Here is a 25,154-nt window from a genome sequence, read left to right as displayed (position 1 = left end):
GAACCGTGGACGCCCTACGGCACCACCGTCACCGGCCACCGCCCGGCCTTCACCAGCCGCACCGCCACCGACCCGACGATCCGGTGCCCCGCCTGCTCCGACGCGCCCACCACCACCGCGTCCGCCTTGAGTTCGTCGGCCGCCTTCACCAGGCCGCTGTACGGGTCGCCGTGGAACGTGTGGAACTCCCAGCGGACCTCGAATATCCCCTTGAGCTGCCGGGCCGCGTCCCGGATCTGCGCCACCAGGTCCTCGGCGATCTCGTCGGTCGTCCCGGCCACCGGCGCCCCGAGCGCCGCTCCCGCCGCCAGCACGGGCTGGACGTACACCACGGCGAGCAGCGCGTGCTGCCGCCGGGCGAGCCCCGCGGCGTAGGCCACGGCCCGCCAGGAGGAGTCGGAGCCGTCCACCCCGGCCACGATCACCTTGGGCCCGTCCGTGCCCCGTTCGAACTGAGGGGAGTGCTGTTCGGTCACGCCGCGAGGCTATCGGAGGCCGCGGGTCCGTCCGCCCGCAGGGAGCTTCGAGGGGCGAGAAGGAGCCGCTGTTCCTGAAGTCGACACATGAGTGCCATCGCGGGCACCGGGCGGCCGAGAAGGACCCGGCGGGCCCCATACCCCCGTCGCACCGGGCCCACGGCCTGCTGGGCCGGGTGCCGCAGGGGTCCGCGGTCGCCCTCGGCGCCCTCGCACTGCTCTTCGCCCTGCTCGCACTCGTCCCGCCGCCGCGCACCGGGCTGCGCCCCCTCGACCTGCTGCTCGTCCCGGTCAGCGCCAACGGCCGCCTCCCTCGCCCGGGTCGGTCTCGTCTCCGGCATCGCCGAGGGCTTCGTCTCGGTACCGTCGATGCGAAAGTCGTGGGGAAACGGGCACCCGAAGGGCGGACAGCGGCCCGCCACCACGGCGGGGCTGCCGTCGTTGGCGGCGCTCGGCCTCGACGGAGGGGACGGGACCGAGCCCGCCGACCCCCACGCCGGCCTGCCCGTGGTCGCCGATGTCGGTGTCGGCGGTGAAGCGGTCCAGGGCGGGGCCGGAGCGGTCGCGGGTGAGGGCGAGCCGGTGGTCGCCCGACCAGTCGCCAGGACGGCGAAGACGATGCCGCCGAAGTCGCGGACCACATCACCGCCACCGGCCACGCCGGCGTCAGCGACCGGGGCGAACCGACCGTGTTCGTCACCTCCTGGCAGCTCACCGACAGGGGAGACCCCGAGGCGATGGAACTCGACGAGGACTTCCTCGACGCCCTCGAATACGCCATGCCGCCCACCGGCGGCATCGGTGTCGACCGGCTGGTCATGTTCCTCACCGCGCTCACCATCCGCGAGACCCAGCCCTTCCCCCTGGTGCGCCGCCGCTGACCCGTCCGCCTGAGCCGTCCGGGTGAAACCGTGCCGCCGCACCGGTGTTGCTCAGGTGCGTCGGTCTGCCGCCGGGCGACTGATGAGTCATGAAGAAGGATCAGTTGCTCACCCGACGCGCGGCGTTGATCGCGGGCGCGGGCGCCGTGGGAGCGGCCGCCACGGCCGGAGTGCTCACGGCGGTCACCGGGGAGGCACCCGCCGGGCCCGCCGGCCCTGCCGCCCCGGCGGCGGGGGCCGAGGCCGCCCGCCGCCCGCTCAAGGCCTCCGCGTACCGTCTGCAGCCCCTCACCGGTTACGCCCCACCGCGCGCCGCGCCCCGCCGCACCCTGGTGCGCCGTGAACCGCTGCTGCGGGTGTCCGGCCGGGGCCGGACCATGGTGCTGACCTTCGACGACGGCCCCGATCCCCGCTACACCCCGGCCATCCTGGACGTCCTGGCCGAGTACGAGGTCCGCGCGATGTTCTTCGTGTGCGGAGAGATGGTCGCAGGCGGCAGGCAGGCGCTGGCCCGGATGGCCGAGGAGGGCCACGTCGTGGGCAACCACACCTGGTCCCACCCCCTGCTCACCCGCCTGACCCGCCGCCAGATCCGCTCCCAGATGGAACGCACCAGTGACGCAGTCGAGGAGGCCTGCGGCGAGCGCCCCGCATGGTTCCGCGCCCCCTACGGAGCGTGGAACCGCGCCGCCCTGCGGATCGGCGCCGACCTCGGCATGGAACCGCTCGGCTGGACGCTCGACACGCTCGACTGGACCACCCCGGGCGTGCGCTCCATCGTGCGGCGCGTCGAGAACGGCGCCGCCCCCGGCGTGGTGGTGCTCTCCCACGACGCCGGGGGCGACCGTTCGCAGAGCGTGCGGGCCCTGCGGCGCTATCTGCCCGAACTGCTGGATTCCGGCTACCACGTCACCGTGCCCGTGCGGCCCGGCACGTAGCAGCCGCCGCGGCGGCCTCCGCCCGCCCGGTGGGGAGCGCTCAGCGCACCTCGACCAGGCGGGCGAAGGCCACGACGTTGCCCGCGTACCCCTCCTGCGCGGAGAAGCCGCCGCCGCAGGTGATGACCCGCAGCTCCGCCGCGCCCTTGGATCCGTAGACGCGGTCGCCGGGGAAGTTGTCCTTCTCGAACACCTCCACGCCGTAGATCTCGAACACCGCCGTCTTGCCGTCCTGGCGGAAGACCTCGACGCGGTTGCCCTTCTTCAGGGCCCCGAGGCCGTAGAAGACGGCGGGGCCCTGCTGGTTGTCGACATGGCCCACGACGACCGCGGTGCCCTTCTCGCCCGGGGTGACGGCACCGGTGAACCAGCCCGCCAGATTGGGGTCCTCCGGCGGCGGGGCGCCGACCCAGCCGTCCGGGTCCAGGCCCACGGGGATCATCGGCGCGTCGACCTGGATCGCCGGGATCCTGACCCGGTCCGGCAGGGCGTAGGGCAGGGGGCGCACGGAACCGGCGAAGGAGGCGCCGGGCACGTGCCTCTCCGCCGCTGCAGCCGTGGCCGGCTGCGGCGGGCCCTCGTCGAATTCCCCCGAACCGTTCCGGATGAGCGCGAGGCCGGTCAGCAGAACAAGCGCTATCACGCCCCACGGGGCGCGCTTCCTCGGCCGTGCCTCCTCTTCCGCCTGGGCCAGCTCGGACGCAGACATTCGCCATCCCCTCTCGACGCGGCCGTCGCCGGGTCAATCGCGCATACCAAGACGCTAAGTGCCGTGCGCGAAACCGGCGACGGGGCGGGAGCGAACGGGTGGCCCGGGCACACAAAAGGCTCTGCGGAAGCCGGTCAGGGCATCAGGTGCGCCATCCGAGTTGCCACCCCGAGAGAATTTCCGACGGGCCGTGACCTGCGGCGATATCCCCTCGTGCGGTTTTCCCGCGGTGTCCCCCCTCACCAGGACGGACCATTCCCGAAATGCGCCCACGGGCAAGGCAACTGACTGTCTTTCTGGGAGGCGCTTTCTCGCCGATCGACCGGGGAACGGGTCCCGGGGCGTCTTCCGCGGAGGTTCACATGCGTAACACTCGTGCCCTGGCCGTCGCCGGCGCCGCGGTCGCCGCCCTCGGCTTCTCGGCTCCCGCGGCCGTCGCGTGGGACACACCCAGCAACATCACCGCCCTGCCCAGCGTCATCGCCCGCGGCGGCCAGCTCACCATCACGGTGGACGGCTGCAAGAACGGCGGTACGGCGACGTCCAACGCCTTCTCGCCGACGACCCTCTCGCCCGTCCACGGCGGCTACGACGAGAAGGCGAAGGGCACCGCCACCATCAACCGCAACGCCAGCCCTGGTTCGTACGACATCACGGTCACCTGCAACGGCCGGACCCTGACCAAGCCGCAGGCGTTCAGCGTCATCGGCGGTGTCCGCGGCGGCATCGGCGGCAGCAGCACCACGGGCGCGACCCCGACCGACGTGGCCATCGGCGGCGGACTCGTGGCCGCCGCGGTCGTCGGCGGTGGCGTGTTCTGGATGCGCCGGCGCGCCGAGCGGCGCATCTGATACCCGGCTCTCCCTCCCGACCGGGCCGTCGCCTCGCACATGGACGGTCCTCGCCCCAGGTTCCCCTCATAGCGGGGGCCCGGGGCGAGGACGAGGTGTGCGATAGAGGTGTGCGATAGGGGTCAGCCGGCGTCCTCGTCGGTGCGGCGGCGTGAGAAGTGGTAGGCGGCACCGAGCGAACCGGCGATGAGTGCGGCGCCCAGGCCGATCTCCCTGAGGTCGAAACCGGCGAGCGTGCCGCCCTCACCCGCGTGCACTCCCTTGTGGGGGTGGTGCGTGGGGTGGTGTGTCGGGTGGTGCGTGGGACCGCCCCCGGCGATGGTCAGCCGGGCCGTGCCGCTCGACTCGTCGCACTCGAACCGCACGTCGTAGACGGCGCCGCGCTTGGCGTCCCAGTCGACGACGGCCGTCGCCCGGGATTCCTCGGGCCCGATGGTGACCAGGTCGAAGACCGGTGAGTTGACCGCCGCCTCGCCCTGGCACGCGTCGTTGCGCTCCACGCTCAGCGTGACCTTCCCGCCCGGCGCGACGGTGGAGGGCTCCACAGCGAAGCCGAAGTCGGTCCGCATCGCCGCACCGGCGGCGGGCACGCAGGAGGTGAGGGCGCCGGCGCCCAGCAGTACGGCCGAAGCGACGCGTATCGCGCGCATGGTGAACCTCCGGGTCTCCGAGGGGCAGTCGCGGACCTGTTCCGCTCACGTCACAAATGCACCTCGATGCCCGAAACGCTAAGAAGGCGGACCCCGCGGCGCGATCGCAGTAGTGCGAACGGGTCACACGGAGGGGCCGCTCGGGGGAACACCGCTACCGCGACCGGGGGACCGCGACGGCGTGTCGCGGTCCCCCGGCCGGGGTGCGTGGTGCCCGGGCCCGTCAGTCCCCGACGCCCGGGAAGAGGTTCAGGAACGGGTCCGCCGACGCCGTCACGCCCCGGCTGTAGGGTGCGTCGAAGTCCCAGATGAGGAACAGCAGGAAGGCGATCAGCGCCGAGAACAGCCCGGCGAGGATCAGCTCGCGCGTCGTTCTGCGGATCTGCAGGGCGAAGATCATCCCGATGGTGATCACGGCCCCGGCCATCAGCCCGAACCAGACCACGCCCGGCATGGTCTCCCCGGTCGACTCCGCCCGGGCGATCCGGGCCTGGCTCGCCGCGGTCACCTGGTCGAGGAGGGGCTGGTAGGCCTGCGCCTCGAAGTCCGACTTCGGCTGGTAGTCGGTGACGTCCGCGCGGATCCGCTCGAAGAGCCGGCCGCCGCGCTCGGTGACCTCGCCCTTGTCGGCCATGCTGTCCCACTCGGTGGTGACGACATGGTTCACATAGATCCGGATGTCGTCGCGGATCCGGTCGCGTTCCCCGGCGGGGTAGACCCGGACCCGCTCCGAGATCTCGTGCAGCGCGGTGGCCTCGGCCTGGACGTGGTCCTGGGCGGCGCTGCGCCCTTCCCAGACACCGGCGATCGCCAGACCCAGGACGATGGCGTACACCACGCCGATCCACATCGTCATGTACTCGATGACGTCAGGGGTCTCGCTGGGGTCCTCGTCCTCGGGCGCCCTGCGGTGCCGTACGAGGGTGATGACGACCACCACGGCGCAGGCGGCCAGCATCGCGAGGGTGAGAACAAGCCATTCCGGCAAGAGGTGCCTCCAGGGGTTCAGGGATCAGCGCGCGCGCAGCGCGGCGACGGCGACCACCGCGGGCACCGTGACGAGCAGGACGAAGGTGAGCGGCGACAGTGTGCCGCCGGTCCGCCGGGGCCGCGGCGGCGTGGCGCGGTAGCGCGGGTAGTGCACGGCCTTCGCGGACGGGCCCGGTGCGGGCGTCGCCGACGGTTTCGGTTTCGGGGTCGGGGGCGGCGGGGGCACGGGCCTGGGCGCCGGCCGGGGCGGGGGTTCCACCGGACGTGGCGCGGGGGGCGGTGCCGGCGGCTCGGGCCGTGCCGTCGGGGCCGGTCTCGGCGGCGGGGGAGGGGGCGGGGGCTCGGGAGACGGCGGCGGCGGTGGTGGCGGGTCCGGGCTCGGCGTCGGGGTCGGTGCGGGCGGCGGGGGCTTGGGGGGCGGCGGGGGCTTGGGGGGCGGCGTGCAGTCGGGGGGCGGTGGCGGTGGCGGGCACGGCGGCCCGGTCGGCCAGGTCATGCTGCCGGCGACCGCCACCGCCTCGGTGCCGTCCGGTCCCGTCGAGGCGTACGCGCAGGCATCGGCCACCGCCACCTGGGCCGGTGCTCCGACGAGCGCCCAGGTGAGCGTCGCCAGCGCCAAAGCCCGTGCGGCGAGGGCGGATTGAGTCCATACGGGTCCATGCACGACGAAGATCATGAGCCCTGTGCAGCCGAGACGTGCCGGTGCGCAAGGGGATTGCCCCGAAAGAGGGATGTTCCGGCGGCGCCGGTTTGCCGCGCGGTCCCCCGTGAGGCGTGTGACACGCACCTGTGTGCGGGTGGCGGGCGGCGGACGTCGCGGCTGCCGGGAAGAAATTTCGCCGGCCGTTGAACGCACCGGCCGTCCCCGTGCGTACTCATGGCCGTGCGGCGGCGCAGCAGGGCGCTGCAACACCCTTGCGATTATGGGGAGTTGACGATGAAGACCTCCTGGCGGAGCGCCTCACTCGTGGCGAGCGCCGCGGCGGTCCTGGCGCTGACGACGGCGTGCGGTCAGGACAGCCCACCGGCGGCCAGCCAGAACGTGGGCGCCACGGCCGCGCCCGGGGACTACGGAAGCATCGGCTCGGGCACCGGGAACGGCGCCGCCGGCACGCCGAGCCAGCCGGCCGCCCCGAGCGCCCTCAGCCCGTCGAACCCCGCGGGCAAGCTGTCCGTCTCCACCGCCGAGATCGGCAAGGTGGTCACCGACAGTCTCGGCCTCACCCTGTACCGGTTCGACCAGGACACGGACCAGCCGCCCAAGTCGAACTGCGACGGCGACTGCGCCAAGACGTGGCCGCCGGTCCCCGCGGACGACGCCGAGGCCGGCGAGGGGATCGACAAGTCGCTGCTCGGCTCGGTCACCCGGGCCGACGGCACCAAGCAGCTCACCGTGGGCGGCTGGCCGGCCTACCGCTACGCCAAGGACGTCAACGCCGGTGACGTCAAGGGCCAGGGCGTGGGCGGCAAGTGGTACGCGCTCGCCCCCGACGGCAAGAAGGTGCAGGAGGGCGCGGGCGCCGGCGCCGGAAACGCCGAGGAACTCGGGCTGTCCACCCGCAAGGACCCCGAGCTCGGTGAGATCGTCGTCGACAAGAACGGCATGACGGTCTACCGGTTCAAGAAGGACGAGGCGTGGCCCAAGCCCGTCTCCAACTGCGTCGGCGCCTGCCTGGAGAAGTGGCCGATCGTGGAGCCCGTCGACTTCGCCGACACCAAGGGCATCCAGGAGAAGGGCTACATGATCTTCGAGCGGACCGACGGGAAGGGCAAGCAGCAGACGATCAACTGCTCGCCGATCTACACGTTCGCCGGTGACAAGGCCCCCGGCGACACCAACGGCCAGGGGGTCGGCGGCACCTGGTACGCCGTGCGGCCCGACGGCAAGCTGGTCGGCGCCTCGGAATAGCGGAGCGACCTCCCCAGGGTTCATCTCCTCACCCGACGGCGCCCACCCGGTCCGCCCCTCCGTGCCCGCACGGAGGGGCGGACCGTTGTGCCGTCCTCCACCTGAACGCGTCGAATTCCCGGCACTCCCGCTCTTGCGGACCGGGACTCTCCGGAATGCCCCGGGCACTGATCGTCATATGTTCGAAGGGCAGGCGGAGGGGTATCAATTCGGCACGTGCCGCAGGCAGTGACCGGGAACGGATGGTCAATTTCCGTTTCAGGTCGCTCCCTTGGCGGGCGATCAGTAGCCTCTGCTCGAACACCGGATCGCCTACGCCTTGGAGAGATTGATGGAGCGTCCCGCCTGGGCCCCACGGAGCATCGACATATCGGTGCCCAGCGTCTCCCGGATGTACGACTACTACCTGGGCGGATCGCACAACTTCGAGGTCGACCGGGAAGCGGCCCGCCGGGCCATGGAGTTCATGCCGGGACTCCCCAAGATCATGCAGGCGAACCGGGCGTTCATGCGCCGCGCCGTGCGCTACGCGGCCGGTGAGGGCATAGGCCAGTTCCTCGACATCGGCTCCGGCATTCCCACGTTCGGCAACGTGCACGAGGTGGCGCAGGCCGCCCGCCCCGGAGCGCGCGTGGTGTACGTGGACCACGACCCGGTGGCCGTGGCGCACAGCGAGGCGGTCCTCGACGGCAACGCGGACGCGGCCGTCGTGGCCGGGGACCTGCGCAAGCCGCAAAACATCCTGAGCAGCCCCGAGGTGGAGCGGCTGATCGACCTGAATCAGCCAGTGGCCCTGCTCCTCGTTGCCATACTGCACTTCGTGGAAGACGAGGACGACCCGTACGGGGCGGTGGCGGAGCTGGGCGCGGCGCTCGCGCCCGGCAGCCTGCTCGTGCTCACCCACGCCTCCTACGAGGGGATCCCGCTGCCGCCGGAGCGGGCCGGGGGCGCGGTGGACGTGTACGAGGACATCCGCAACCCGCTGATCATGCGCTCGCGCGAGGAGATCGCGCGGTTCTTCGAGGGGTACGACATGGTGGAACCCGGACTGGTGGCGATGGGGCGCTGGCGGCCCGACACCGCACCGGAGGACGAGGACCCGTACGCGTTCTCCGGCTTCGCGGGCGTGGGGCGTACGGCGTGATCGCGGAACCGGACGGGCCGGAGGACAGACTCCGCCGGTTCGCGACGATCTGGAGCCGGGCGGTCTTCCCGGTGACCTCGACGTCGTCGACCCGGCCGGAGTTCGAGGAACTGCTGCTGCCGCTGGCCCGGCGGCTGAGCGAGGCACTGCTGGCCCGGGCCTTCGACGCCGACACGGGCAAGGCGGTCGGCGCCGCCCTGGTGGACGCGCACTGCACCGACCCCGAGGCGCTCAGCCGCACGCTGGACTGCGTGGACGCCTACCTGGTGCTGTACTGCGGCGGCGACGGCGACCCCGAGGACCTGCGGGCGCGGTGCGCGCGCCTGCAGCACGCGATGGCCGCCGGCTTCGCCCGGGCGCTGCGCGAGCGGACCCTGGCCGAGCAGGAGGCCATCGCGCAGGCCGCCCTCCAGGCGCAGGGCGTGGTCGCCCAGGCCCTGCACGCGAGCGAGGCCCGCTTCCGCGCCGTCTTCGAGGGCGCGGCCATCGGCATCGGCATGGCCGACCTGGAGGGCAACATCCTGCAGGTCAACGGCGCGCTGCTGCGGATGTTCGGTCTCTCCGAGCAGACGCTGCGCAGCCGCAACGTCCGGGAGTGGACCCACCCCGACGACGCCCCGCAGACCTGGCGGCTCTACGACGAACTCGTGCGCGGCGAGCGGGAGCACTACCACCTGGAGAAGGCGTTCCACCGCCCCGACGGGACGGTCCTGTGGACCAACCTGACGGTCTCCCTGCTGCGCGACGCAGACGGCAACCCGCAGTACCAGCTCGCCCTCATGGAGGACACCACCGAGCGGCGGCTGCTCAATCTGCGGCTGCGCTACGAGGCCACGCACGACGCCCTCACGGGCCTGCCCAACCGCACCTTCTTCTTCGAGCGCCTGGAGAAGGCGCTGAGCGCGGGCGAAGGCCAGCGGTTCGGGCTGTGCTACCTGGACCTGGACGGCTTCAAGACCGTCAACGACAGCCTCGGCCACGCGGCCGGCGACCGGCTGCTCGTGGAGGTCGCCGACCGGCTGCAGTCCTGCGCCACCGCGCCCGGCGAGATGGTCGCGCGGCTCGGCGGCGACGAGTTCGTGGCGCTGACCACCGGCCCCGACACCCAGCACGAGGTCGACGAGCTCGCCGCCCGCATCATGAACGCGCTGCTCGCGCCGATCAGCGTCGACGGCCGGGAGCTGACCGTGCGCGGCAGCATCGGCATCGTCGAGGGCCCGGCCGGGGAGCGCAGCCCCGCGGAGGTGCTGCGCAGCGCGGACATCACCATGTACCGGGCCAAGTCGGCGGGCGGCAACCGCTTCGAGCTGGCCGACCCGGAGGCCGACGCCCGCGCCATCACCCGGCACGGCCTGACGACCGCGCTGCCGACGGCGCTGGAGCGGGGCGAGTTCTTCATCGAGTACCAGCCGCTGGTCCACCTCGGCGACGGCAGCGTCCGGGGCGCCGAGGCCCTGGTGCGCTGGCTGCACCCGCAGCACGGCGTCCTCGGCCCGGACCGGTTCATCCCGCTCGCCGAGCACACCGGGCTGATCGTGCCGCTGGGCCGGTGGGTGCTGGAGCAGTCGGTGCGCCAGGCCCGCGAGTGGCGGGCGCTGCGCGGCGGCGTGGAGGCGGGGCCGCTGCGCATCAACGTGAACCTGTCGCCGTGCCAGCTGACGCACCCCGGGCTGGTCCAGGACACGGTCGACATCCTGGAGCGGACCGGCGTCGCGCCGGACGCGCTGTGCCTGGAGGTCACCGAGTCGGCGCTGATCGGGGCCGACGACGACCTGCTGAAACCGCTGCGCCGACTCGCGGAGATGGGCGTCGACATCGCGCTCGACGACTTCGGGACGGGCTACTCCAACCTGGCCAACCTGCGGCGGCTGCCGGTCAGCATCCTCAAACTGGACCGGTCCTTCACGCAGAGCATGCAGCAGTTCCCGGCCGATCCGGTCGACCTGAAGATCGTCGAGGGGATCGTCTCGCTGGCCCACAGCCTGGACCTCGCGGTCACGGTCGAGGGCGTGGAGACCGGCGCCCAGGCCGAGCAACTGCGGATACTCGGCTGCGACACGGCCCAGGGCTGGTACTACGCCCGCCCGGGCCCACCGGAGCGGCTGCACGAACTGGCTCTGGTGGACGCGACGGGGTGACGCGGCGGGCCGCTGCGCGGAGCGGGATCAGGCGCCCAGCCCGCGCAGCAGCAGGGCCAGACCGCCCAGGAACTCCTGGTCGGCACTGACCGTCCGGGCGTGCCGGGCGGTCTCGGTCATGCGGGGGAAGGCGTCGGGCGGCAGGCCGGCGATGGCGAGCGTGCCGTCGCCGGACAGGGGCCCGAGGTGCTCCAGCTGGATGGCGCCGATGACGTACCCGAGCAGGCCCCGCAGCGCGCCCACCCGCTGACCGAGTTCGAACCCCGCTTCCTGGAGCACGCCGAGCACCGCCTCCGACCAGCGCAGCCCGGCCAGGGATCAGTTCCGCAGGTTCGCCGGGTGCCCGGTGTGCCATCTGCACCTGCGGTCCGTGGTGCGCAGGCACGGGGAGATCGAGGCCGCCGGGGTGCGGGAGGTCGTGGTCTTCCACTCGCCCGCCGAGGAACTGCGCGTGCACACCGACGGCCTGCCCTTCGCGGTCGTCGCCGACCCGGACAAGCGGCTGTACGCCGAGTTCGGTGTCGAGTCGGCTCCTCGCGCGCTGCTCAGCCCGCGCGCCTGGGGGCCGGTGGCCGGGGCCGGTGCTGCGCGGCCTGTGGGAGGTCGTCCGGGGGCGTGAGCGGTTCCCGGCGACGAGCCAGCCCGGCGGCAGGCTCGGCCTTCCCGCCGACTTCCTGATCGGCCCCGACGGCCGGATCCTCGCTGCCAAGTACGGCGAGCACGCCTACGACCAGTGGCCGGTCGACGAACTCCTCCGGCTGGCGTCCTCCCGCCGGCCGGCCCCCGGCCGCCCATCCGTGCCCTGACCGCGTCCGGACCGTCCGGGTCCGTTCACCGCTCCAGCAGCATCCGCTGCAGCTCGCGGGCCGCGCGGGGCGGTGCCACGTCGCTGCGGTGGGCCAGGGCGATCGTCCGGTGCAGCCCCGGCCGGGCCAGCGGAGTGACCCGCAGCCCGCGTCCGGACCTGGCCGCCACCATCCGCGGTACGACGGCGACGCCCAGGCCGGCCCGGACGAAACCGAGCACCGCGTCCATCTCCCCGCCCTCCACCGCGAAGTCCGGCTCGAAACCCTCCGCGCGGCACGCGGCGACCGTCAGTTCCCGCAGGTCGTAGCCGTGGCGGAACATCACCAGGCGTTCGCCCTCCAGGTCGGCGACGCGTACCGTCCGCCGTCCCCGGCCCGGCTTCGGCTCGTCGGGGGAGGAGACCACGACCAGGTCCTCCCGCAGCAGTTCCACCGTCGTCAGCGCGGGCGACGGTGTCGGCAGCGGCAGCACGACCAGCGCCAGGTCCAGCGCCCCGCGGGCCAGCTCCCGCACCAGGTCGTGCGAGCCGCCCTCCTCGATCAGCAGCCGGATACCGGGGTAGCGGTCGTGGAAGGCGCGCAGCACGTCCGGCAGCAGGCCCGTGCAGAGGCTGGGCGTGGCGCCGAGCCGCACCCGGCCCCGCCGCAGCTGCACCAGCTCCTGCACCTCGTGCCGGGCCGTGTCCGCGTCGGCCAGGATGCGGCGGGCCAGCGGGAGCAGGGCCTGACCGGCGTCGGTGAGCGTGATGTTGCCCCGCGCGCGGAGGAACAGGTCCGCGCCCAGCTCCCGCTCCAGCGCCTTGATCTGCTGCGACAGCGACGGCTGCGCGACATGGACCAGATCGGCGGCCCGGGTGAAGTGCCGGGTCTCGGCGACGGCCACGAAGTACTGGAGCTGCTGGAACTGCATGCACCCACGATAGCCCCGCTCTATGGAATCAAGCCGGACCATGTCTTGGACCGATCGGCCCGGCGTCCGTAGCGTGCTGTTCATGGCTCTGGCAACGCGGACGGACCGACGGCCGTCCATGGCACGCACCGTGTGGGACTCCACCGTCGGGAAGAAGACCGTGATGGCGGTCAGCGGTCTGATCATGCTGCTGTACCTGGTCGTCCACATGATCGGGAACCTGAAGATCTTCTTCGGTGCGGGCGAGTTCAACCACTACGCGCACTGGCTGCGCACCGTCGGCGAGCCGTTCATGCACTACGAGTGGACCCTGTGGCTGGTCCGCGTCGTGCTGGTGGTGGCCGTGGTCGCGCACGCGGTCTCCGCCTACCAGCTCAGCCGCCGTGACATCAGGGCGCGGCCCGGCAAGTACGTGCACAAGAAGCCACGCGCCTCCTACGCCACGCGCACCATGCGCTGGGGTGGGATCATCCTCGGCCTGTTCATCGTCTGGCACATCCTCGACCTGACGACCGGCACCGTGCACCCCGGCTTCGAGACGGGCCGCCCGTACCAGAACGTGGTGGACACCTTCTCCACCTGGTACGGCAACGTCGTCTACATCGTCGCGATGCTCGCGCTCGGCCTGCATGTGCGGCACGGCTTCTGGAGCGCCGCCCAGACCCTCGGCGCCGGCAGCCGCACCCGTGACCGCGCCCTGAAGGCCGTCGCGAACGTCCTCGCGCTGCTGCTCACGGCCGGCTTCATCGCCGTACCCGTGGCCGTCATGACCGGAGTGGTGAGCTGACATGACCTCGTACTCGGACTACGTCACCGGCGAACCGGCCGTCGACACCAAGGCGCCCTCCGGGCCGATCCACGAGCGGTGGGACAAGCGCCGGTTCGAGGCCAGGCTGGTCAACCCGGCCAACCGGCGCAAGCACACCGTCATCGTCGTCGGCACCGGCCTGGCCGGCGGCTCCGCCGGGGCCACCCTCGCCGAACAGGGCTACCACGTCGTCCAGTTCTGCTACCAGGACTCCCCGCGCCGCGCCCACTCCATCGCCGCGCAAGGAGGCATCAACGCGGCGAAGAACTACCGCAACGACGGCGACTCGATCCACCGGCTGTTCTACGACACCGTCAAGGGCGGCGACTTCCGGGCGCGCGAGTCCAACGTGCACCGGCTCGCGCAGATCTCCGTGGAGATCATCGACCAGTGCGTGGCCCAGGGCGTGCCGTTCGCCCGCGAGTACGGCGGTCTGCTGGACACCCGCTCCTTCGGCGGCGTCCAGGTCTCACGCACCTTCTACGCCCGCGGCCAGACGGGACAGCAGCTGCTGCTCGGCGCCTACCAAGCGCTCAGCCGGCAGATCGCGGCGGGCAACGTGGAGATGCATCCGCGCACGGAGATGCTCGACCTGATCGTCGTCGACGGGCGGGCGCGCGGGATCGTGGCCCGGGACCTGATCACCGGGAAGATCGACACGTACTTCGCGGACGCCGTCGTGCTCGCCTCCGGCGGCTACGGCAATGTCTTCTACCTGTCGACGAACGCCATGAACTCCAACGCCACCGCCATCTGGCGGGCCCACCGGCGCGGCGCCTGGTTCGCCAACCCCTGCTTCACCCAGATCCACCCCACCTGCATCCCGCGCACCGGCGACCACCAGTCCAAGCTGACGCTGATGAGCGAGTCGCTGCGCAACGACGGCCGGATCTGGGTGCCCAAGGCCAAGGGCGACACGCGGCCGCCGAACGAGATCCCCGAGGACGAGCGCGACTACTACCTGGAGCGCATCTACCCGTCCTTCGGCAATCTCGTGCCGCGCGACATCGCCTCCCGCGCCGCGAAGAGCGTCTGCGACGAGGGCCGGGGAGTCGGCCCCGGCGGCCAGGGCGTCTACCTGGACTTCGCCGACGCCATCAGGCGCATGGGCCGGGGGGCCGTCGAGGCGAAGTACGGCAACCTCTTCGACATGTACCAGCGGATCACGGACGAGGATCCGTACGAGGTGCCGATGCGCATCTACCCCGCCGTGCACTACACGATGGGCGGCCTGTGGGTCGACTACGACCTGCAGACCACCGTGCCCGGCCTGTTCGCGATCGGCGAGGCCAACTTCTCCGACCACGGGGCCAACCGGCTGGGCGCGTCCGCGCTGATGCAGGGCCTCGCGGACGGGTACTTCGTGCTCCCGGCCACCATCAACGACTACCTGGCCCGCAACCCCCGCCACGACGACGTCACCGACGAACACCCCGTCGTGCAGGAGGTGCTGGCCGAGACGCAGGACCGGCTCAACCTGCTGCTGTCCGTCGACGGCGACCGCACCCCCGACTCCTTCCACCGCGAACTCGGCGAGCTGATGTGGGAGTTCTGCGGCATGGCCCGCAGCGAGTCCGGCCTGCGCAAGGCGCTGGAGCGCATCCCGCAGATCCGCGAGGAGTTCTGGCGGCGGATCAAGGTGCCCGGCACCGGCGAGGAGTTCAACCAGTCGCTGGAGAAGGCCAACCGCATCGTCGACTACCTGGAGCTGGCCGAGCTGATGTGCCTCGACGCGCTGCACCGCTCCGAGTCCTGCGGCGGCCACTTCCGCGAGGAGTCCCAGACCCCGGACGGCGAGGCCGCCCGCAAGGACGAGGAGTTCGCCTACGCGGCCGCCTGGGAGTTCACCGGCACCGGCGAGGCTCCAATCCTGCACAAGGAAGACCTGGTCTTCGACTACGTCCACCCCACCCAGCGGAGCTACGCATGAAGCTCACCCTGCGCGTCTGGCGCCAGAAGAACGCCGACGCCGAAGGCAGCATGTCCACGTACGAGGTGGACGGTATCTCCGAGGACATGTCGTTCCTGGAGATGCTCGACACGCTCAACGAGGAACTCATCCTCAAGGGCGAGGACCCGGTCGCCTTCGACCACGACTGCCGGGAGGGCATCTGCGGGGCGTGCTCGCTGGTCATCAACGGCGACGCCCACGGGCCCGAGCGGACGACCACCTGCCAGCTGCACATGCGGTCCTTCAGGGACGGCGACACGATCGACATCGAGCCGTGGCGGGCGGCCGCGTTCCCGGTGATCAAGGACCTGGTCGTCGACCGGTCGGCGTTCGACCGGATCATCCAGGCCGGGGGTTACATCACCGCCCCCACGGGGTCGGCTCCCGAGGCGCACGCGACGCCGGTGCCCAAGCCCGACGCCGACCTCGCCTTCGAGCACGCCGAGTGCATCGGCTGCGGGGCGTGCGTGGCCGCCTGCCCCAACGGCGCGGCCATGCTGTTCACGTCGGCCAAGGTCAACCACCTGAACGTGCTGCCGCAGGGGGCGCCCGAGCGGGAGACGCGCGTACTGGACATGGTGGCGCAGATGGACGAGGAGGGGTTCGGCGGGTGCACGCTCGCCGGGGAGTGTGCCACGGCCTGCCCCAAGGGCATCCCGCTGATGTCCATCACCCGCATGAACAAGGAGTGGCTGCGGGCCACCCGGAAGGTCGCCAAGCAGTAGTTCAACCGGCGCACATCCTTCCTCCTGGCACTCGTCACGCGGTGGACAGGCGGCATGGGCACAACAGGGGGCGGCGGCACCGCTCGCCGCCCCCGGCCCGTGACCAGGAGAGAGCCATGACCGGCGTACTGACCGTCGACCGTCCCGCGCAGCCCACGGCCCCCACCCGCTACACCGTCACCCTCGCCCGCACCGAGGAGGACGTCCGTGCCGCGCAGCGGCTGCGGCACGACGTCTTCGCCGGCGAGATGGGCGCCCTGCTGACCGGCGCGGAGCCGGGCCTCGACGTCGACCCGTTCGACGCGTACTGCGACCACCTCCTCGTCCGGGAGGAGACCACCGGCCAGGTCGTCGGCACCTACCGGCTGCTGCCGCCGGAGCGCGCGGCCGTCGCCGGACGGCTGTACAGCGAGGGCGAGTTCGATCTGTCCGCGCTGGACGGGATCCGGCCGCAGCTCGTCGAGGTCGGCCGGTCCTGTGTGCACCCCGGCCACCGCGACGGCGCCGTCATCGGCCTCATCTGGGCCGGCATCGCCCGCTACATGGTCGACCGCGGCCACGAATGGCTCGCCGGCTGCTGCTCCGTCCCGCTCGCCGACGGCGGCACGCTGGCCTCCGCCACCTGGGACCGGGTGCGCGCCAAGCACCTGTCGCCCGAGGAGTACCGCGTCCGGCCGCTGCTGCCCTGGGTGCCGGGTCCCGCGCCCGCCGCCCGTGTCGAACCGCCCGCCCTGCTCCGCGGCTACCTGCGCCTGGGCGCCTGGGTGTGCGGCGAGCCGGCCCACGACCCGGACTTCGGCGTCGCCGACCTGTACGTGCTGTTGCCGATGAGCCGGGTCAACGCCCGCTACCTGCGGCACTTCCTCTCCCTCGTGCCGGCCTGATGAGCGCCTGGCTGCCCACCGCGCCCTGCACGCCGCGGGCCTGCGTCGAGACGCCGGGGGCGGTGCCCGCGCGGGTCGCGGCACGCGCCGTGCTGCGGCTGACGGGAGTCGCCGTGCTGCTCCTCGCCGGGATCGCGCTGCTGCCGTTCGGCGCCCGGGTACCGGCGCCCCTGGTCCGGCGGTGGTGCCGGTGGATCGTGCGGGCCGCGGGGGTCCGGGTCCGCATCACCGGCACCGCCGCCCCGGCCGGGGGACTGCTGCTGGTCGCCAACCACATCTCCTGGCTGGACGTACCGCTGCTCGCCGCGGTGCGCCCCGCCCGGATGCTGGCCAAGAGCGAGGTGCGGCGCTGGCCCGTCGCCGGGGCGCTGGCCGCGCGCGGCGGCGTGCTGTTCATCGACCGCGACCGGCTGCGCGCCCTGCCGGACACCGTCGCCCGGATCGGCCACGCCCTGCGCGAGGGCACGGCCGTCGCGGCCTTCCCCGAGGGCAGCACCTGGTGCGGCCGGGCCCAGGGCACCTTCCGCCGGGCCGTCTTCCAGGCCGCGCTGGACGCCGGGGTCCCCGTCCAGCCGGTCCGCATCGGCTACCGGCTCTCCGGGGGAGCGCCGGGCACCGCCGCCGCGTTCGTCGGCGACGACACCCTGCTCGCCTCGCTGTGGCGGGTGGCGACGGCCCGCGGCCTGCTCGCGGAGGTCGAGGTCCGCGCCCCCATCCCGCCGGGCACCCACCCCGACCGCCGCTCCCTCGCCGATGCCGCCCAGCCCCGCGAGGCGGTCCCGGCCTGGACGCGTACGGCGCTCGTGGCCTGACGCGAGCCGCCGTCCGGGCCGGGGGTCCCAGGGCCGGCTCACTGGCGGGCGCCGTGGGACGGGCGGGTGCACCCGCCCCGCGGCAGACGTGCGGTCGCCTCAGCGGATCCCGGACAGCGTGCGGGACAGATACGGCGCCGTCCGGCTCTTCGCCGAGCGGGCCACCCGGGCCGGCGGGCCCGCCGCCACGATGCGGCCGCCCTCGTCTCCACCGCCGGGGCCGAGGTCGATCACCCAGTCCGCGCCCGCGACGACGGACATGTCGTGCTCGACCACGATCACGGTGTGCCCGGCGTCCACGAGGCCGTGCAACTGGCGCATCAGGACGTCCACGTCGGCCGGGTGGAGGCCGGTCGTGGGCTCGTCGAGGAGGTAGAGCGTGTGGCCGCGCCGGCCGCGCTGCAGTTCGCTCGCCAGCTTGATGCGCTGCGCCTCGCCGCCCGACAGCTCGGTCGCGGGCTGGCCCAGCCGCAGGTAGCCGAGGCCCACGTCGAGCAGCGTGGCGAGGCTGCGCGCCACGGCCGGGGTGTCCGCGAAGAACTCCGCCGCGCTCCGCACCGTCAGGTCCAGCACCTGCGCGATGTTCCGCCCCCGGTACGTCACCTCCAGCGTCCCGGCGTTGTACCGGGCCCCGCCGCAGTCCGGGCAGGGCGCGTACGTGCTCGGCAGGAACAGCAGCTCCACGCTGATGAACCCCTCGCCCTGGCACGTCTCGCACCGCCCCCCGGCCACGTTGAAGGAGAACCGGCCGACGCCGAAGCCGCGTTCCCGGGCTCCGTCGGTGGCCGCGAACACCTTGCGCACCACGTCGAACAGGCCGGTGTAGGTGGCGAGGTTCGAGCGCGGCGTGCGGCCGATGGGCTTCTGGTCGACCGAGACCAGCCGGCCGACCCCCGCCGTCTCCTCGGTGATCTCACCGATGAGCGTGGACTTGCCGGAACCGGACACGCCGGTGACCGCGGTGAACGCGCCGAGCGGGAACGCGGCGCTCACCCCGCGCAGGTTGTGCCGGGTGACGGGGCCCGTCTTCAGCCATCCGTTCGGGGTGCGGACCTCCCGGGTGGGGGCGGGGGAGCGGTCGAAGAGGTAACGGGCGGTGGCCGACTCCTCGACACCGGCCAGGGCGGCCACGGGGCCGCTGTACAGCACCCGCCCGCCGTGCTCGCCCGCGCCCGGGCCCACGTCCACCAGCCAGTCGGCACCGCGTACGACGTCCAGGTGGTGCTCCACGACGAACACCGAGTTCCCGGCGCGCTTCAGCCGCTCCAGCACCGTGACCAGCGCCTCGGTGTCCGCCGGGTGCAGCCCGGCCGACGGCTCGTCCAGCACGTAGACCACCCCGAACAGGCCGGAGCGCAGCTGGGTGGCCAGGCGCAGGCGCTGCAGTTCGCCCGCCGAGAGGGTGGGGGTGGGGCGGTCCAGGCCGAGGTAACCGAGACCCAGTTCCACGACCGGTGCGATACGGGACTTCAGGTCGTCGGTCAGGACCCGGGCCGTCTGCGACGTCGCGTCGAGGAGGGCGGCCAGCTCCACCAGCGGCACGGCCGCCAGCTCGGCGATGGTCCGGCCGCCGAAGGTCACCGCCAGGGCCTCGGGCCGCAGCCGGCTGCCGCCGCAGGCCGGACAGGGGGCACTGGTGAGGAACCGCTCGGCCTTCGCCCGCAGTGTGGGGCTCTTGGAGTCCGCGAAGGTCTTCATCACATAGCGCCGGGCGCTCATGTACGTGCCCTGGTAGGGCCGCTGGATGCGGTCGGCGTCCCGCACCGGGTGGACGGTGACCACCGGCTGCTCGTCGGTGAAGAGGATCCATTCGCGCTGCTCGGCGGGCAGCTCCCGCCACGGCCGGTCCACGTCGTACCCGAGCGCGTCCAGGACGTCCCGCAGGTTCTTGCCCTGCCAGGCGCCCGGCCACGCGGCGATCGCGCCCTCGCGGATCGACAGCGACGGGTCGGGCACCAGCGACTCCTCGGTCGTCCGGTGCACCCGCCCGAGCCCGTGGCACTCCGGGCAGGCCCCGGCCGCCGTGTTGGGCGAGAAGGCGTCGGAGTCGAGCCGCCCGGCGCCGGGCGGATAGGTGCCGGCCCGGGAGAACAGCATGCGCAGCGAGTTGGAGAGGTTGGTGACCGTGCCGACCGAGGAGCGCGACGTGGGTGCCGCGCGCCGCTGCTGGAGCGACACGGCCGGGGGCAGACCGGTGATCTCCCCGAGCTTCGGCGCGCCGACCTGGTGGATCAGCCGGCGCGCGTACGGCGCGACCGACTCGAAGTAGCGCCGCTGCGCCTCGGCGTAGATCGTGCCGAACGCCAGGGACGACTTCCCCGAGCCGGACACACCGGTGAACACGGCCAGCGCGTTCCGCGGGACGTCGACGTCCACCCCACGCAGATTGTGCTCGCGGGCTCCTCGGACACGGACGTACGGGTCGGGGGCGTCATCGGGGTCGTGCATGGGCACCGACTCTAACCGGAGGTGATCGCGGCCAGCCGCCGGTAGGAGTCCAGCAGGGCCTCGCGGTCGTAGGTGCTGGTGGTGACGAGGACCTCCTGCGCCCCGGTCTCCTTCAGCAGGGTCTGCAGCTCGTGCGCGACCTGCTCCTCGGTGCCCGCGATGTGCCCGGCGAGCCCGGCCTCGTAGAAGTCGCGCTCCTTGCCGGTGAGGGTGAGCGCCTCCACGCGCTCGGCGGGCGGCAGGGGCGGGAAGGTGCCGTGGGTGCGCGAGTACGCCATCGACCAGGCCTCCGGGATCAGCAGCCGCCGGGCCTGTTCGGGTGTGGCGGCCACGGCGACCGTGCCGGAGACGACGACGTACGGTTCCGGCGCCCAGGGTGAGGGACGGAAGTGCTCGCGGTAGTGGTCGATGCCGCGCCGCATCTTGTCCCGGTCGCGCAGGTCGCCGATGACCAGGGACAGACCGAGGCGGGCCGCGATGCCGGCGCCCTCGCCCATGGCCAGGACGAACGGCGGCACGGTCAGCCCTTCGGCCGGGCGGGCGCGCACCCCGGTGGGGGAGGTGCCCCGGAACCAGCCCAGCAGCTCCCGCAGCTGCGCCTCGAAGTCCTCGGCGTCGCCCTTGTCGCGGCCGAGGGCCTTGCGCACCCCGTCCGTGAAGCCGACGGAGCGGCCGAGGCCCATGTCGATCCGCCCGGGGAAGAGCGACTCCAGCACCCCGAACTGCTCGGCCACGACCAGCGGCCGGTGGTTGGGCAGCATCACCCCGCCCGTGCCGACCCGGATCGTGCGGGTCGCGGCCGCCACCGCCGCGGCCAGCACGGTCGGCGCGGAACCGGCCACCCCGGGGACGCCGTGGTGCTCCGACACCCAGACCCGGTGGTAGCCGAGCGCTTCCAGTTCCCGCGCCAGCCGCACCGTGTCGCGCAGCGCCTCGGGGTGGGTGTGCCCCTCGCGGGTGCGGGAGCGGTCGAGGACGGACAGGCGCACGGGTTCCATACGAGGTTCTACGCCGCACGGGGCCGCCGGTATTCCGTCGCCGCACCGGCAGCACCGCCGGAAATTCGGATGACCGCGTTCGCCCAGGTCACGACAATGTCCGGGTACCCGGAAGCGAAAGGCGGCCGCCCGTGACCGTCCCCAACGTCCTGCTGTGCGGCATCGTCGGATCGACCGCCTACGGACTCGCCCGCGAGGGCTCCGACATCGACCGCCTCGGCCTGTTCGCCGCGCCCACGGCCCAGCTGCACGGCCTGCACCGGCCCAGGGAGTCCCACGTCAGCACGGCACCGGACCGCACGCTGCACGAGGCCGCCAAGTGGTGCCGGCTGGCGCTGGGCGGCAACCCGACGGCGATGGAGCTGGTGTGGCTCCCTCAGGACCTGTACGAGGTGCGGACCCCGCTCGGTGACGAGCTCATCGGCATACGGACCGCGTTCCTGTCCGCCCGGCGCGTCCGGGACGCCTATCTCGGTTACGCCACCCGGCAGTTCCGGCGGCTGGAGGCCCGCGGCGACGGATCGTTCTCCGCGGACACCCGCAGGCGCACCGCGAAGCACGCGCGGCACCTGAAGCGGCTGTGCGAGCAGGGCCTGCAGCTGTACACCACCGGGCGGCTGACGATCCGCGTCGAGGACCCGGCGGAGTACCACGCCTTCGGCGAGCGCGTCGCCGCCGACCCGTCGGCCGCCGAGCCGCTGCTGGAGCGGTACGTGGACGCCTTCCGGGCGGGACCCACGGTGCTGCCGGACGAGCCCGACGAGGCTCCCGTGGAGGCCTGGCTGCACCGGGTCCGCGCGCGGTTCTACACGGCGGCGGGCTCAGCCCTCGGGGCGTAGCAGGCCGCGCTCGTAGGCCCTGACCAGGTGCTGCGGGACGAGGTGCCGGACGCCGTCGACGGTGACCGGGACCAGCGCCGGCGTCGCCGCCTTCCACTGGGCGCGGCGGTGACGGGTGTTGCTGCGGGACATCTTCCGCTTCGGGACAGCCATGGGACTCCTCCTCGGGTGGACGGCACCGAGGACGCTACATGAAAATGGATCCCATTAACAACGTGCGTCCCCGTGCCGTCCGGCCGCCGTCCCGCGCGGTGTCCGTGTCAGTCGTCGGCGCCCACGAACATCCGCACCTCGAACGCCTCGCGCGTCCCGGCCTCCTCCGCCGGCCCCTTGTCGAGCACCGTGCCGAGCCAGCCCAGCAGGAAACCGGCGGGGATGGAGACGATGCCCGGGTTCTGCAGCGGGAACCAGGCGAAGTCCGCGTCCGGATAGAACGAGCCCGGGGTGGCGGAGACCACCGGGGAGAACGCCGCGAGCAGGACGGAGCAGAGCAGGCCGCCGTAGAGGCTGAGCAGGGCTCCCCCGGCCGAGAAGCGCCGCCAGAACAGGGTGTAGACGATCGTCGGCAGGATCGCGGACGCGGCGATGGCGAAGGCCAGGAAGGCGAGCGTCGCGGTGTTGGCGCCCCAGGCGACCAGGGCGAGCAGGATGCCGAGGATCCCGATGACCGCCCCGGACAGCCGGGCCACGGTCAGTTCCTCCGTCTCGGTCGCCCGGCCCTTGCGGATCACCTCGCTGTACAGGTCGTGCGCCAGGGACGAGGCCGCGGCCAGGGTGAGACCGACCGCCACGGCCAGCAGGGTCAGATACGCCAGGCAGGTCAGCAGCGCGGTGAGCACACTGCCGCCCAGCTCGTGGGCGAGCAGCAGTACGGCGGAGTTGCCGGTGCGGTCGGTGCTGACGATGGTCTCCCGGCCGAGCAGCGCGGTGGCGCCGAGGCCGACGATGCCGGCGCCGAAACAGACCGCGCCCACCAGGCCGACGGCCCACAGCACGGAGGAGCGCAGCACGCCGCTCCTGCGCGGGGCGAGCAGGCGCATCAGCACGTGCGGAAGGGCGGCGAGACCGAGCACGATGGCCAGTTCGAGGCTGAGGAAGTCCAGCTTGTTGCTGACGGTGCCGCCGTAGCGCAGTCCGGGTTCCAGGAAGCCCGGCCCGGATCCGCTGCGCTCGGACGCCCGCTGAAGCAGCGCGCTCGGGTTCCAGTCGAAGTGGTACAGCACCCAGCCCGCGGTGAACAGCACGCCCACCACCAGCATCACGGCCTTGCTGATCTGGATGACCGTCGCGCCGGGCATGCCGCCGAGGGAGGCGTAAAGGATCACGAAGGTGCCGATCACCACCACGCACAGGGTGCGGGTGGTGCCGCTCGGCACGCCGGTGAACTGCGTCAGCAGCGCCACGCTGCCGACGAGTTGGGCCACCAGGTAGAGCGTCGCGATGACCAGGACGCACACGGCCAGGGCGACCCGCACCGGCCGCTGCTGCCGGGGCAGGCGCAGCGCGACCGTGTCGCCGAGCGTGAACCTGCCCGTGCGGTGCAGGGGTTCGGCGATCAGCAGCAGCACCATCATCCATGCCACGGTGGTGCCGCCCAGGTACATCAGCCCGTCGTACCCCGTCAGGGCGACGAGTCCGGTGCTGCCCAGCAGCGTCGCCGCGGAGAGGTAGTCGCCGCACATGGCCAGGCCGTTGCGCAGCGGCGACATGGCGCGGTTGCCGAGGTAGAACTCGCTGATCTCGTCCCGCTGCGGAGCCGTCAGCAGGGCCGTGAACAGGGTGATCACGACCACGGTCAGGAACAGGACGAACGTCAGCTGCAGGCTGCGGTCGTCGATGGCGGCGGCGGTCACCACGTGCGGAACCCCCCGGTGCCCGGCTGGAGCGGGCGGCCGGCCCCGTCGGTCCGCGCGGCGGACCGGGCGCGACGGCTCTGGTTCTCGTGCTGCAGGCGGGAGCGCAGGCCCCGGGCGAGCGGGTCGACCCGGGTGCGCATGTGCCGGACGTAGCACCAGGCGGTGACGCCAATGACGGCGAACTGCCCCAGGCCGAGCCCGAGTCCGATCGTGAGACGGCCGAACAGGGGCTGGTTCATCACCGCGGGGACGAAACTCGACAGCAGTACATACAGCAGGAATCCGCCGACCGAAAGGATCGTCGCCCTGATGCCGAACCGGCGCTGTGCGCGACGCAGAGAGTGAAATTCCGGATGGTCGGATACGCGGGACCGCGGAGTATGTTCGACGGGCGAATGCGGAAAGGGGGGAGTGTCGTCCCGCCGCGGTGGAAATTCGGGCACAGGCGCACCTTCTTCGCTGCTTCGTGCCCCGCACTCGACCCCGTCGAGTCAGCGCCGCGCCCGGCTTTTCGCGCAGGGTGGAGGGACGCCGGGGACACTGTGGGGGTGCGGGCTGTGTGGGGGGTTCGTGAAACCGGGACGACTCGCTGCCCGGAAACACGTATACGGCCTGGGGATCGGTGTGGAGATCCCCGACCAGCCCCGGCCACGGGTGGTGGCGAGGCTGGAAGCGGAGTATGTCAGTGCCGTGCTTGAGCCATCAACTGTGCCGATGAATGGCCCCGCGCGCATGGCTCGTTCACGCCTGGTCGCGAAACGGACGATCCCGCGACGGCCTGCGGGAAAAGGCAGAGCGGCGAGTGATCCGGATCGCTTCTCCGGCCAGGCTGGCCGAAATGCGCCACCGGCTCGGCCTGGTGCGGACCGACGCGGCCGGGGGGCGGGGACGGCGGCCGGGGGCCTAGGCTGGGCTGCGTGAACGACGATCGCAGCAAGGCCCCGCTGGCCGTCTTCGACCTGGACAACACCCTCGCCGACACCGCGCACCGGCAGCGCTTCCTGGAGCGCAGGCCGAAGGACTGGGACGGGTTCTTCGCGGCGGCGCCGCAGGACGGGCCGCTGACCGAGGGCATCGCGCTGGTCGGGGAGAGCGCCCGGGACTGCGAGATCGTCTACCTCACCGGGCGGCCCGAGCGCTGCCGGCGCGACACGCTGGACTGGCTGGCCGCGCAGGGGCTGCCCGAGGGCCGTGTGTACATGCGGCGGGACGCCGACCGCCGGCCCGCCCGGTTCACCAAGCTGGAGATCCTGAAGCGCCTCGCCCGCACGCGCGAGGTGCGCGTCCTCGTCGACGACGACGAACTGGTCTGCGAGGACGCCCGGCGCGCGGGCTTCACCGTCGTACGGGCCGACTGGGCGGACCGGTCCGCCGAGATGAAGGCGGCGCAGGAGCGGGAAGGACGCACCTGAGACCGGGACCCGTGCGGTG

The 25,154-nt window shown here is 72.7% G+C and carries 27 protein-coding genes and 1 pseudogene; 16 read left to right on the top strand and 12 right to left on the bottom strand.

What is annotated here, in order from left to right; translation table 11 throughout:
* Positions 1-14: 14 nt before the first annotated feature.
* Positions 15-476 carry a universal stress protein gene (locus tag ABTZ58_RS07740; protein WP_309094318.1) on the bottom strand — a complete coding sequence of 154 codons (462 nt, stop codon included), beginning with the start codon at positions 474-476 and terminating at the stop codon, positions 15-17.
* Between the two features lie 722 nt (positions 477-1,198).
* Here ABTZ58_RS07740 and ABTZ58_RS07735 point away from each other — a divergent pair.
* Both ABTZ58_RS07735 and ABTZ58_RS07730 read left to right on the top strand, forming a co-directional pair.
* Positions 1,199-1,357 (top strand): annotated as a pseudogene (locus ABTZ58_RS07735) (amino acid--tRNA ligase-related protein); the annotation flags it as partial.
* 89 nt (positions 1,358-1,446) lie between these two features.
* The gene (locus ABTZ58_RS07730) at positions 1,447-2,295 is read left to right on the top strand and encodes a polysaccharide deacetylase family protein (RefSeq protein WP_351351669.1); all 849 of its coding nucleotides are present in this window, start codon (positions 1,447-1,449) and stop codon (positions 2,293-2,295) included.
* Between the two features lie 40 nt (positions 2,296-2,335).
* Here the strand turns inward: ABTZ58_RS07730 and ABTZ58_RS07725 are convergent, their stop codons facing one another.
* Positions 2,336-3,004, bottom strand: a complete 669-nt coding sequence (locus ABTZ58_RS07725) for a class F sortase (protein ID WP_351351666.1) — start codon at positions 3,002-3,004, stop codon at positions 2,336-2,338.
* A 362-nt stretch (positions 3,005-3,366) separates the two neighbouring features.
* On the opposite strand from ABTZ58_RS07725, the gene ABTZ58_RS07720 reads away from it, so the two are divergent.
* Positions 3,367-3,855 (top strand): hypothetical protein, encoded by a 489-nt coding sequence (locus tag ABTZ58_RS07720; RefSeq protein ID WP_351351663.1) that lies wholly within the window; start codon positions 3,367-3,369, stop codon positions 3,853-3,855.
* Positions 3,856-3,977: 122 nt separating this feature from the next.
* Here ABTZ58_RS07720 and ABTZ58_RS07715 read toward each other — a convergent pair whose 3' ends face one another.
* From ABTZ58_RS07715 to ABTZ58_RS07705, 3 genes are all read right to left on the bottom strand, one after another.
* Positions 3,978-4,505 carry a hypothetical protein gene (locus tag ABTZ58_RS07715; protein WP_351351660.1) on the bottom strand — a complete coding sequence of 176 codons (528 nt, stop codon included), beginning with the start codon at positions 4,503-4,505 and terminating at the stop codon, positions 3,978-3,980.
* Positions 4,506-4,728: 223 nt separating this feature from the next.
* Positions 4,729-5,493 (bottom strand): bestrophin-like domain, encoded by a 765-nt coding sequence (locus ABTZ58_RS07710; RefSeq protein WP_351351658.1) that lies wholly within the window; start codon positions 5,491-5,493, stop codon positions 4,729-4,731.
* A gap of 24 nt (positions 5,494-5,517) precedes the next feature.
* Positions 5,518-5,649 (bottom strand): hypothetical protein, encoded by a 132-nt coding sequence (locus tag ABTZ58_RS07705; protein WP_351351655.1) that lies wholly within the window; start codon positions 5,647-5,649, stop codon positions 5,518-5,520.
* 286 nt (positions 5,650-5,935) lie between these two features.
* Between ABTZ58_RS07705 and ABTZ58_RS07700 the strand changes: the two genes are divergently transcribed.
* From ABTZ58_RS07700 to ABTZ58_RS07685, 4 genes are all read left to right on the top strand, one after another.
* A complete protein-coding gene (locus tag ABTZ58_RS07700) occupies positions 5,936-6,139 on the top strand; it encodes a hypothetical protein (protein WP_351351653.1) in 204 nt (67 codons plus the stop codon).
* 293 nt (positions 6,140-6,432) lie between these two features.
* Complete coding sequence (locus tag ABTZ58_RS07695) at positions 6,433-7,404, top strand: SCO0930 family lipoprotein (RefSeq protein WP_351351651.1); 972 nt, start codon at positions 6,433-6,435, stop codon at positions 7,402-7,404.
* Positions 7,405-7,735: 331 nt separating this feature from the next.
* Complete coding sequence (locus tag ABTZ58_RS07690; protein ID WP_351351649.1) at positions 7,736-8,548, top strand: SAM-dependent methyltransferase; 813 nt, start codon at positions 7,736-7,738, stop codon at positions 8,546-8,548.
* The gene (locus ABTZ58_RS07685; protein ID WP_351351646.1) at positions 8,545-10,686 is read left to right on the top strand and encodes a putative bifunctional diguanylate cyclase/phosphodiesterase; all 2,142 of its coding nucleotides are present in this window, start codon (positions 8,545-8,547) and stop codon (positions 10,684-10,686) included. Before ABTZ58_RS07690 ends, ABTZ58_RS07685 begins: the two co-directional genes overlap by 4 nt.
* A gap of 27 nt (positions 10,687-10,713) precedes the next feature.
* Here ABTZ58_RS07685 and ABTZ58_RS07680 read toward each other — a convergent pair whose 3' ends face one another.
* Entirely contained in the window at positions 10,714-10,965 is a 252-nt protein-coding gene (locus ABTZ58_RS07680) for a hypothetical protein (RefSeq protein WP_502996024.1), read from the bottom strand.
* A 91-nt stretch (positions 10,966-11,056) separates the two neighbouring features.
* Here ABTZ58_RS07680 and ABTZ58_RS40125 point away from each other — a divergent pair, with 91 nt between their 5' ends.
* Complete coding sequence (locus ABTZ58_RS40125) at positions 11,057-11,305, top strand: AhpC/TSA family protein (protein ID WP_502996023.1); 249 nt, start codon at positions 11,057-11,059, stop codon at positions 11,303-11,305.
* Complete coding sequence (locus ABTZ58_RS40120) at positions 11,268-11,492, top strand: hypothetical protein (protein WP_502996022.1); 225 nt, start codon at positions 11,268-11,270, stop codon at positions 11,490-11,492. The genes ABTZ58_RS40125 and ABTZ58_RS40120 overlap by 38 nt, the downstream gene beginning before the upstream one ends.
* A gap of 25 nt (positions 11,493-11,517) precedes the next feature.
* Here the strand turns inward: ABTZ58_RS40120 and ABTZ58_RS07670 are convergent, their stop codons facing one another.
* Positions 11,518-12,402, bottom strand: coding sequence for a LysR family transcriptional regulator (locus ABTZ58_RS07670; RefSeq protein ID WP_351351644.1), 885 nt, complete (start codon positions 12,400-12,402; stop codon positions 11,518-11,520).
* A 118-nt stretch (positions 12,403-12,520) separates the two neighbouring features.
* On the opposite strand from ABTZ58_RS07670, the gene ABTZ58_RS07665 reads away from it, so the two are divergent.
* From ABTZ58_RS07665 to ABTZ58_RS07645, 5 genes are all read left to right on the top strand, one after another.
* Entirely contained in the window at positions 12,521-13,189 is a 669-nt protein-coding gene (locus tag ABTZ58_RS07665; RefSeq protein ID WP_351351641.1) for a succinate dehydrogenase, read from the top strand.
* Position 13,190: 1 nt separating this feature from the next.
* Entirely contained in the window at positions 13,191-15,140 is a 1,950-nt protein-coding gene (locus ABTZ58_RS07660; protein ID WP_351351639.1) for a fumarate reductase/succinate dehydrogenase flavoprotein subunit, read from the top strand.
* Positions 15,137-15,886 (top strand): succinate dehydrogenase/fumarate reductase iron-sulfur subunit, encoded by a 750-nt coding sequence (locus ABTZ58_RS07655; protein WP_351351637.1) that lies wholly within the window; start codon positions 15,137-15,139, stop codon positions 15,884-15,886. The genes ABTZ58_RS07660 and ABTZ58_RS07655 overlap by 4 nt, the downstream gene beginning before the upstream one ends.
* A gap of 116 nt (positions 15,887-16,002) precedes the next feature.
* Entirely contained in the window at positions 16,003-16,770 is a 768-nt protein-coding gene (locus ABTZ58_RS07650) for a GNAT family N-acetyltransferase (RefSeq protein ID WP_351351634.1), read from the top strand.
* Positions 16,770-17,582, top strand: a complete 813-nt coding sequence (locus ABTZ58_RS07645) for a lysophospholipid acyltransferase family protein (protein ID WP_351351631.1) — start codon at positions 16,770-16,772, stop codon at positions 17,580-17,582. The genes ABTZ58_RS07650 and ABTZ58_RS07645 overlap by 1 nt, the downstream gene beginning before the upstream one ends.
* A 99-nt stretch (positions 17,583-17,681) precedes the next feature.
* On the opposite strand, the gene ABTZ58_RS07640 is transcribed toward ABTZ58_RS07645, so the two are convergent.
* Together ABTZ58_RS07640 and ABTZ58_RS07635 are read right to left on the bottom strand one after the other, a co-directional pair.
* Complete coding sequence (locus ABTZ58_RS07640; RefSeq protein ID WP_351351628.1) at positions 17,682-20,030, bottom strand: ATP-binding cassette domain-containing protein; 2,349 nt, start codon at positions 20,028-20,030, stop codon at positions 17,682-17,684.
* An 11-nt stretch (positions 20,031-20,041) separates the two neighbouring features.
* Complete coding sequence (locus ABTZ58_RS07635) at positions 20,042-21,028, bottom strand: LLM class flavin-dependent oxidoreductase (RefSeq protein WP_351351625.1); 987 nt, start codon at positions 21,026-21,028, stop codon at positions 20,042-20,044.
* A gap of 131 nt (positions 21,029-21,159) precedes the next feature.
* On the opposite strand from ABTZ58_RS07635, the gene ABTZ58_RS07630 reads away from it, so the two are divergent.
* Positions 21,160-21,867, top strand: coding sequence for a nucleotidyltransferase domain-containing protein (locus ABTZ58_RS07630; protein ID WP_351351623.1), 708 nt, complete (start codon positions 21,160-21,162; stop codon positions 21,865-21,867).
* Here the strand turns inward: ABTZ58_RS07630 and rpmF are convergent.
* The 3 genes from rpmF to ABTZ58_RS07615 form a co-directional block, all read right to left on the bottom strand.
* Positions 21,850-22,020, bottom strand: a complete 171-nt coding sequence (rpmF, locus tag ABTZ58_RS07625; protein WP_030896418.1) for a 50S ribosomal protein L32 — start codon at positions 22,018-22,020, stop codon at positions 21,850-21,852. The genes ABTZ58_RS07630 and rpmF overlap by 18 nt on opposite strands.
* 107 nt (positions 22,021-22,127) lie before the next feature.
* On the bottom strand, positions 22,128-23,723 hold the full coding sequence (locus tag ABTZ58_RS07620) for a sodium/solute symporter (protein WP_351351620.1): 1,596 nt from the start codon (positions 23,721-23,723) through the stop codon (positions 22,128-22,130).
* Complete coding sequence (locus tag ABTZ58_RS07615; RefSeq protein ID WP_351351617.1) at positions 23,717-24,166, bottom strand: DUF485 domain-containing protein; 450 nt, start codon at positions 24,164-24,166, stop codon at positions 23,717-23,719. The genes ABTZ58_RS07620 and ABTZ58_RS07615 overlap by 7 nt, the downstream gene beginning before the upstream one ends.
* Positions 24,167-24,640: 474 nt before the next feature.
* Here ABTZ58_RS07615 and ABTZ58_RS07610 point away from each other — a divergent pair, with 474 nt between their 5' ends.
* Positions 24,641-25,135: a phosphatase domain-containing protein gene (locus ABTZ58_RS07610; RefSeq protein WP_351351614.1), complete on the top strand. Its 495-nt coding sequence runs from the start codon at positions 24,641-24,643 to the stop codon at positions 25,133-25,135.
* Positions 25,136-25,154: the final 19 nt, after the last annotated feature.

Source organism: Streptomyces sp. NPDC094143, from assembly GCF_040303825.1.
Taxonomy (GTDB): domain Bacteria; phylum Actinomycetota; class Actinomycetes; order Streptomycetales; family Streptomycetaceae; genus Streptomyces.
The sequence above is the reverse complement of the archived record's forward strand: the minus strand, read 5'-3'. Positions and strand labels throughout refer to the sequence as shown.

Excerpts from the sequence above, each read along its gene's own strand:
- ABTZ58_RS07730 (WP_351351669.1), top strand. The coding sequence starts at position 1,447 with ATGAAGAAGGATCAGTTGCTCACCCGACGCGCGGCGTTGATCGCGGGC.
- ABTZ58_RS07725 (WP_351351666.1), bottom strand. The coding sequence starts at position 3,004 with ATGTCTGCGTCCGAGCTGGCCCAGGCGGAAGAGGAGGCACGGCCGAGG.
- ABTZ58_RS07720 (WP_351351663.1), top strand. The coding sequence starts at position 3,367 with ATGCGTAACACTCGTGCCCTGGCCGTCGCCGGCGCCGCGGTCGCCGCC.
- ABTZ58_RS07715 (WP_351351660.1), bottom strand. The coding sequence starts at position 4,505 with ATGCGCGCGATACGCGTCGCTTCGGCCGTACTGCTGGGCGCCGGCGCC.
- ABTZ58_RS07695 (WP_351351651.1), top strand. The coding sequence starts at position 6,433 with ATGAAGACCTCCTGGCGGAGCGCCTCACTCGTGGCGAGCGCCGCGGCG.
- ABTZ58_RS07690 (WP_351351649.1), top strand. The coding sequence starts at position 7,736 with ATGGAGCGTCCCGCCTGGGCCCCACGGAGCATCGACATATCGGTGCCC.
- ABTZ58_RS07670 (WP_351351644.1), bottom strand. The coding sequence starts at position 12,402 with ATGCAGTTCCAGCAGCTCCAGTACTTCGTGGCCGTCGCCGAGACCCGG.
- ABTZ58_RS07665 (WP_351351641.1), top strand. The coding sequence starts at position 12,521 with ATGGCACGCACCGTGTGGGACTCCACCGTCGGGAAGAAGACCGTGATG.
- ABTZ58_RS07660 (WP_351351639.1), top strand. The coding sequence starts at position 13,191 with ATGACCTCGTACTCGGACTACGTCACCGGCGAACCGGCCGTCGACACC.
- ABTZ58_RS07655 (WP_351351637.1), top strand. The coding sequence starts at position 15,137 with ATGAAGCTCACCCTGCGCGTCTGGCGCCAGAAGAACGCCGACGCCGAA.
- ABTZ58_RS07650 (WP_351351634.1), top strand. The coding sequence starts at position 16,003 with ATGACCGGCGTACTGACCGTCGACCGTCCCGCGCAGCCCACGGCCCCC.
- ABTZ58_RS07645 (WP_351351631.1), top strand. The coding sequence starts at position 16,770 with ATGAGCGCCTGGCTGCCCACCGCGCCCTGCACGCCGCGGGCCTGCGTC.
- ABTZ58_RS07640 (WP_351351628.1), bottom strand. The coding sequence starts at position 20,030 with ATGCACGACCCCGATGACGCCCCCGACCCGTACGTCCGTGTCCGAGGA.
- ABTZ58_RS07635 (WP_351351625.1), bottom strand. The coding sequence starts at position 21,028 with ATGGAACCCGTGCGCCTGTCCGTCCTCGACCGCTCCCGCACCCGCGAG.
- rpmF (WP_030896418.1), bottom strand. The coding sequence starts at position 22,020 with ATGGCTGTCCCGAAGCGGAAGATGTCCCGCAGCAACACCCGTCACCGC.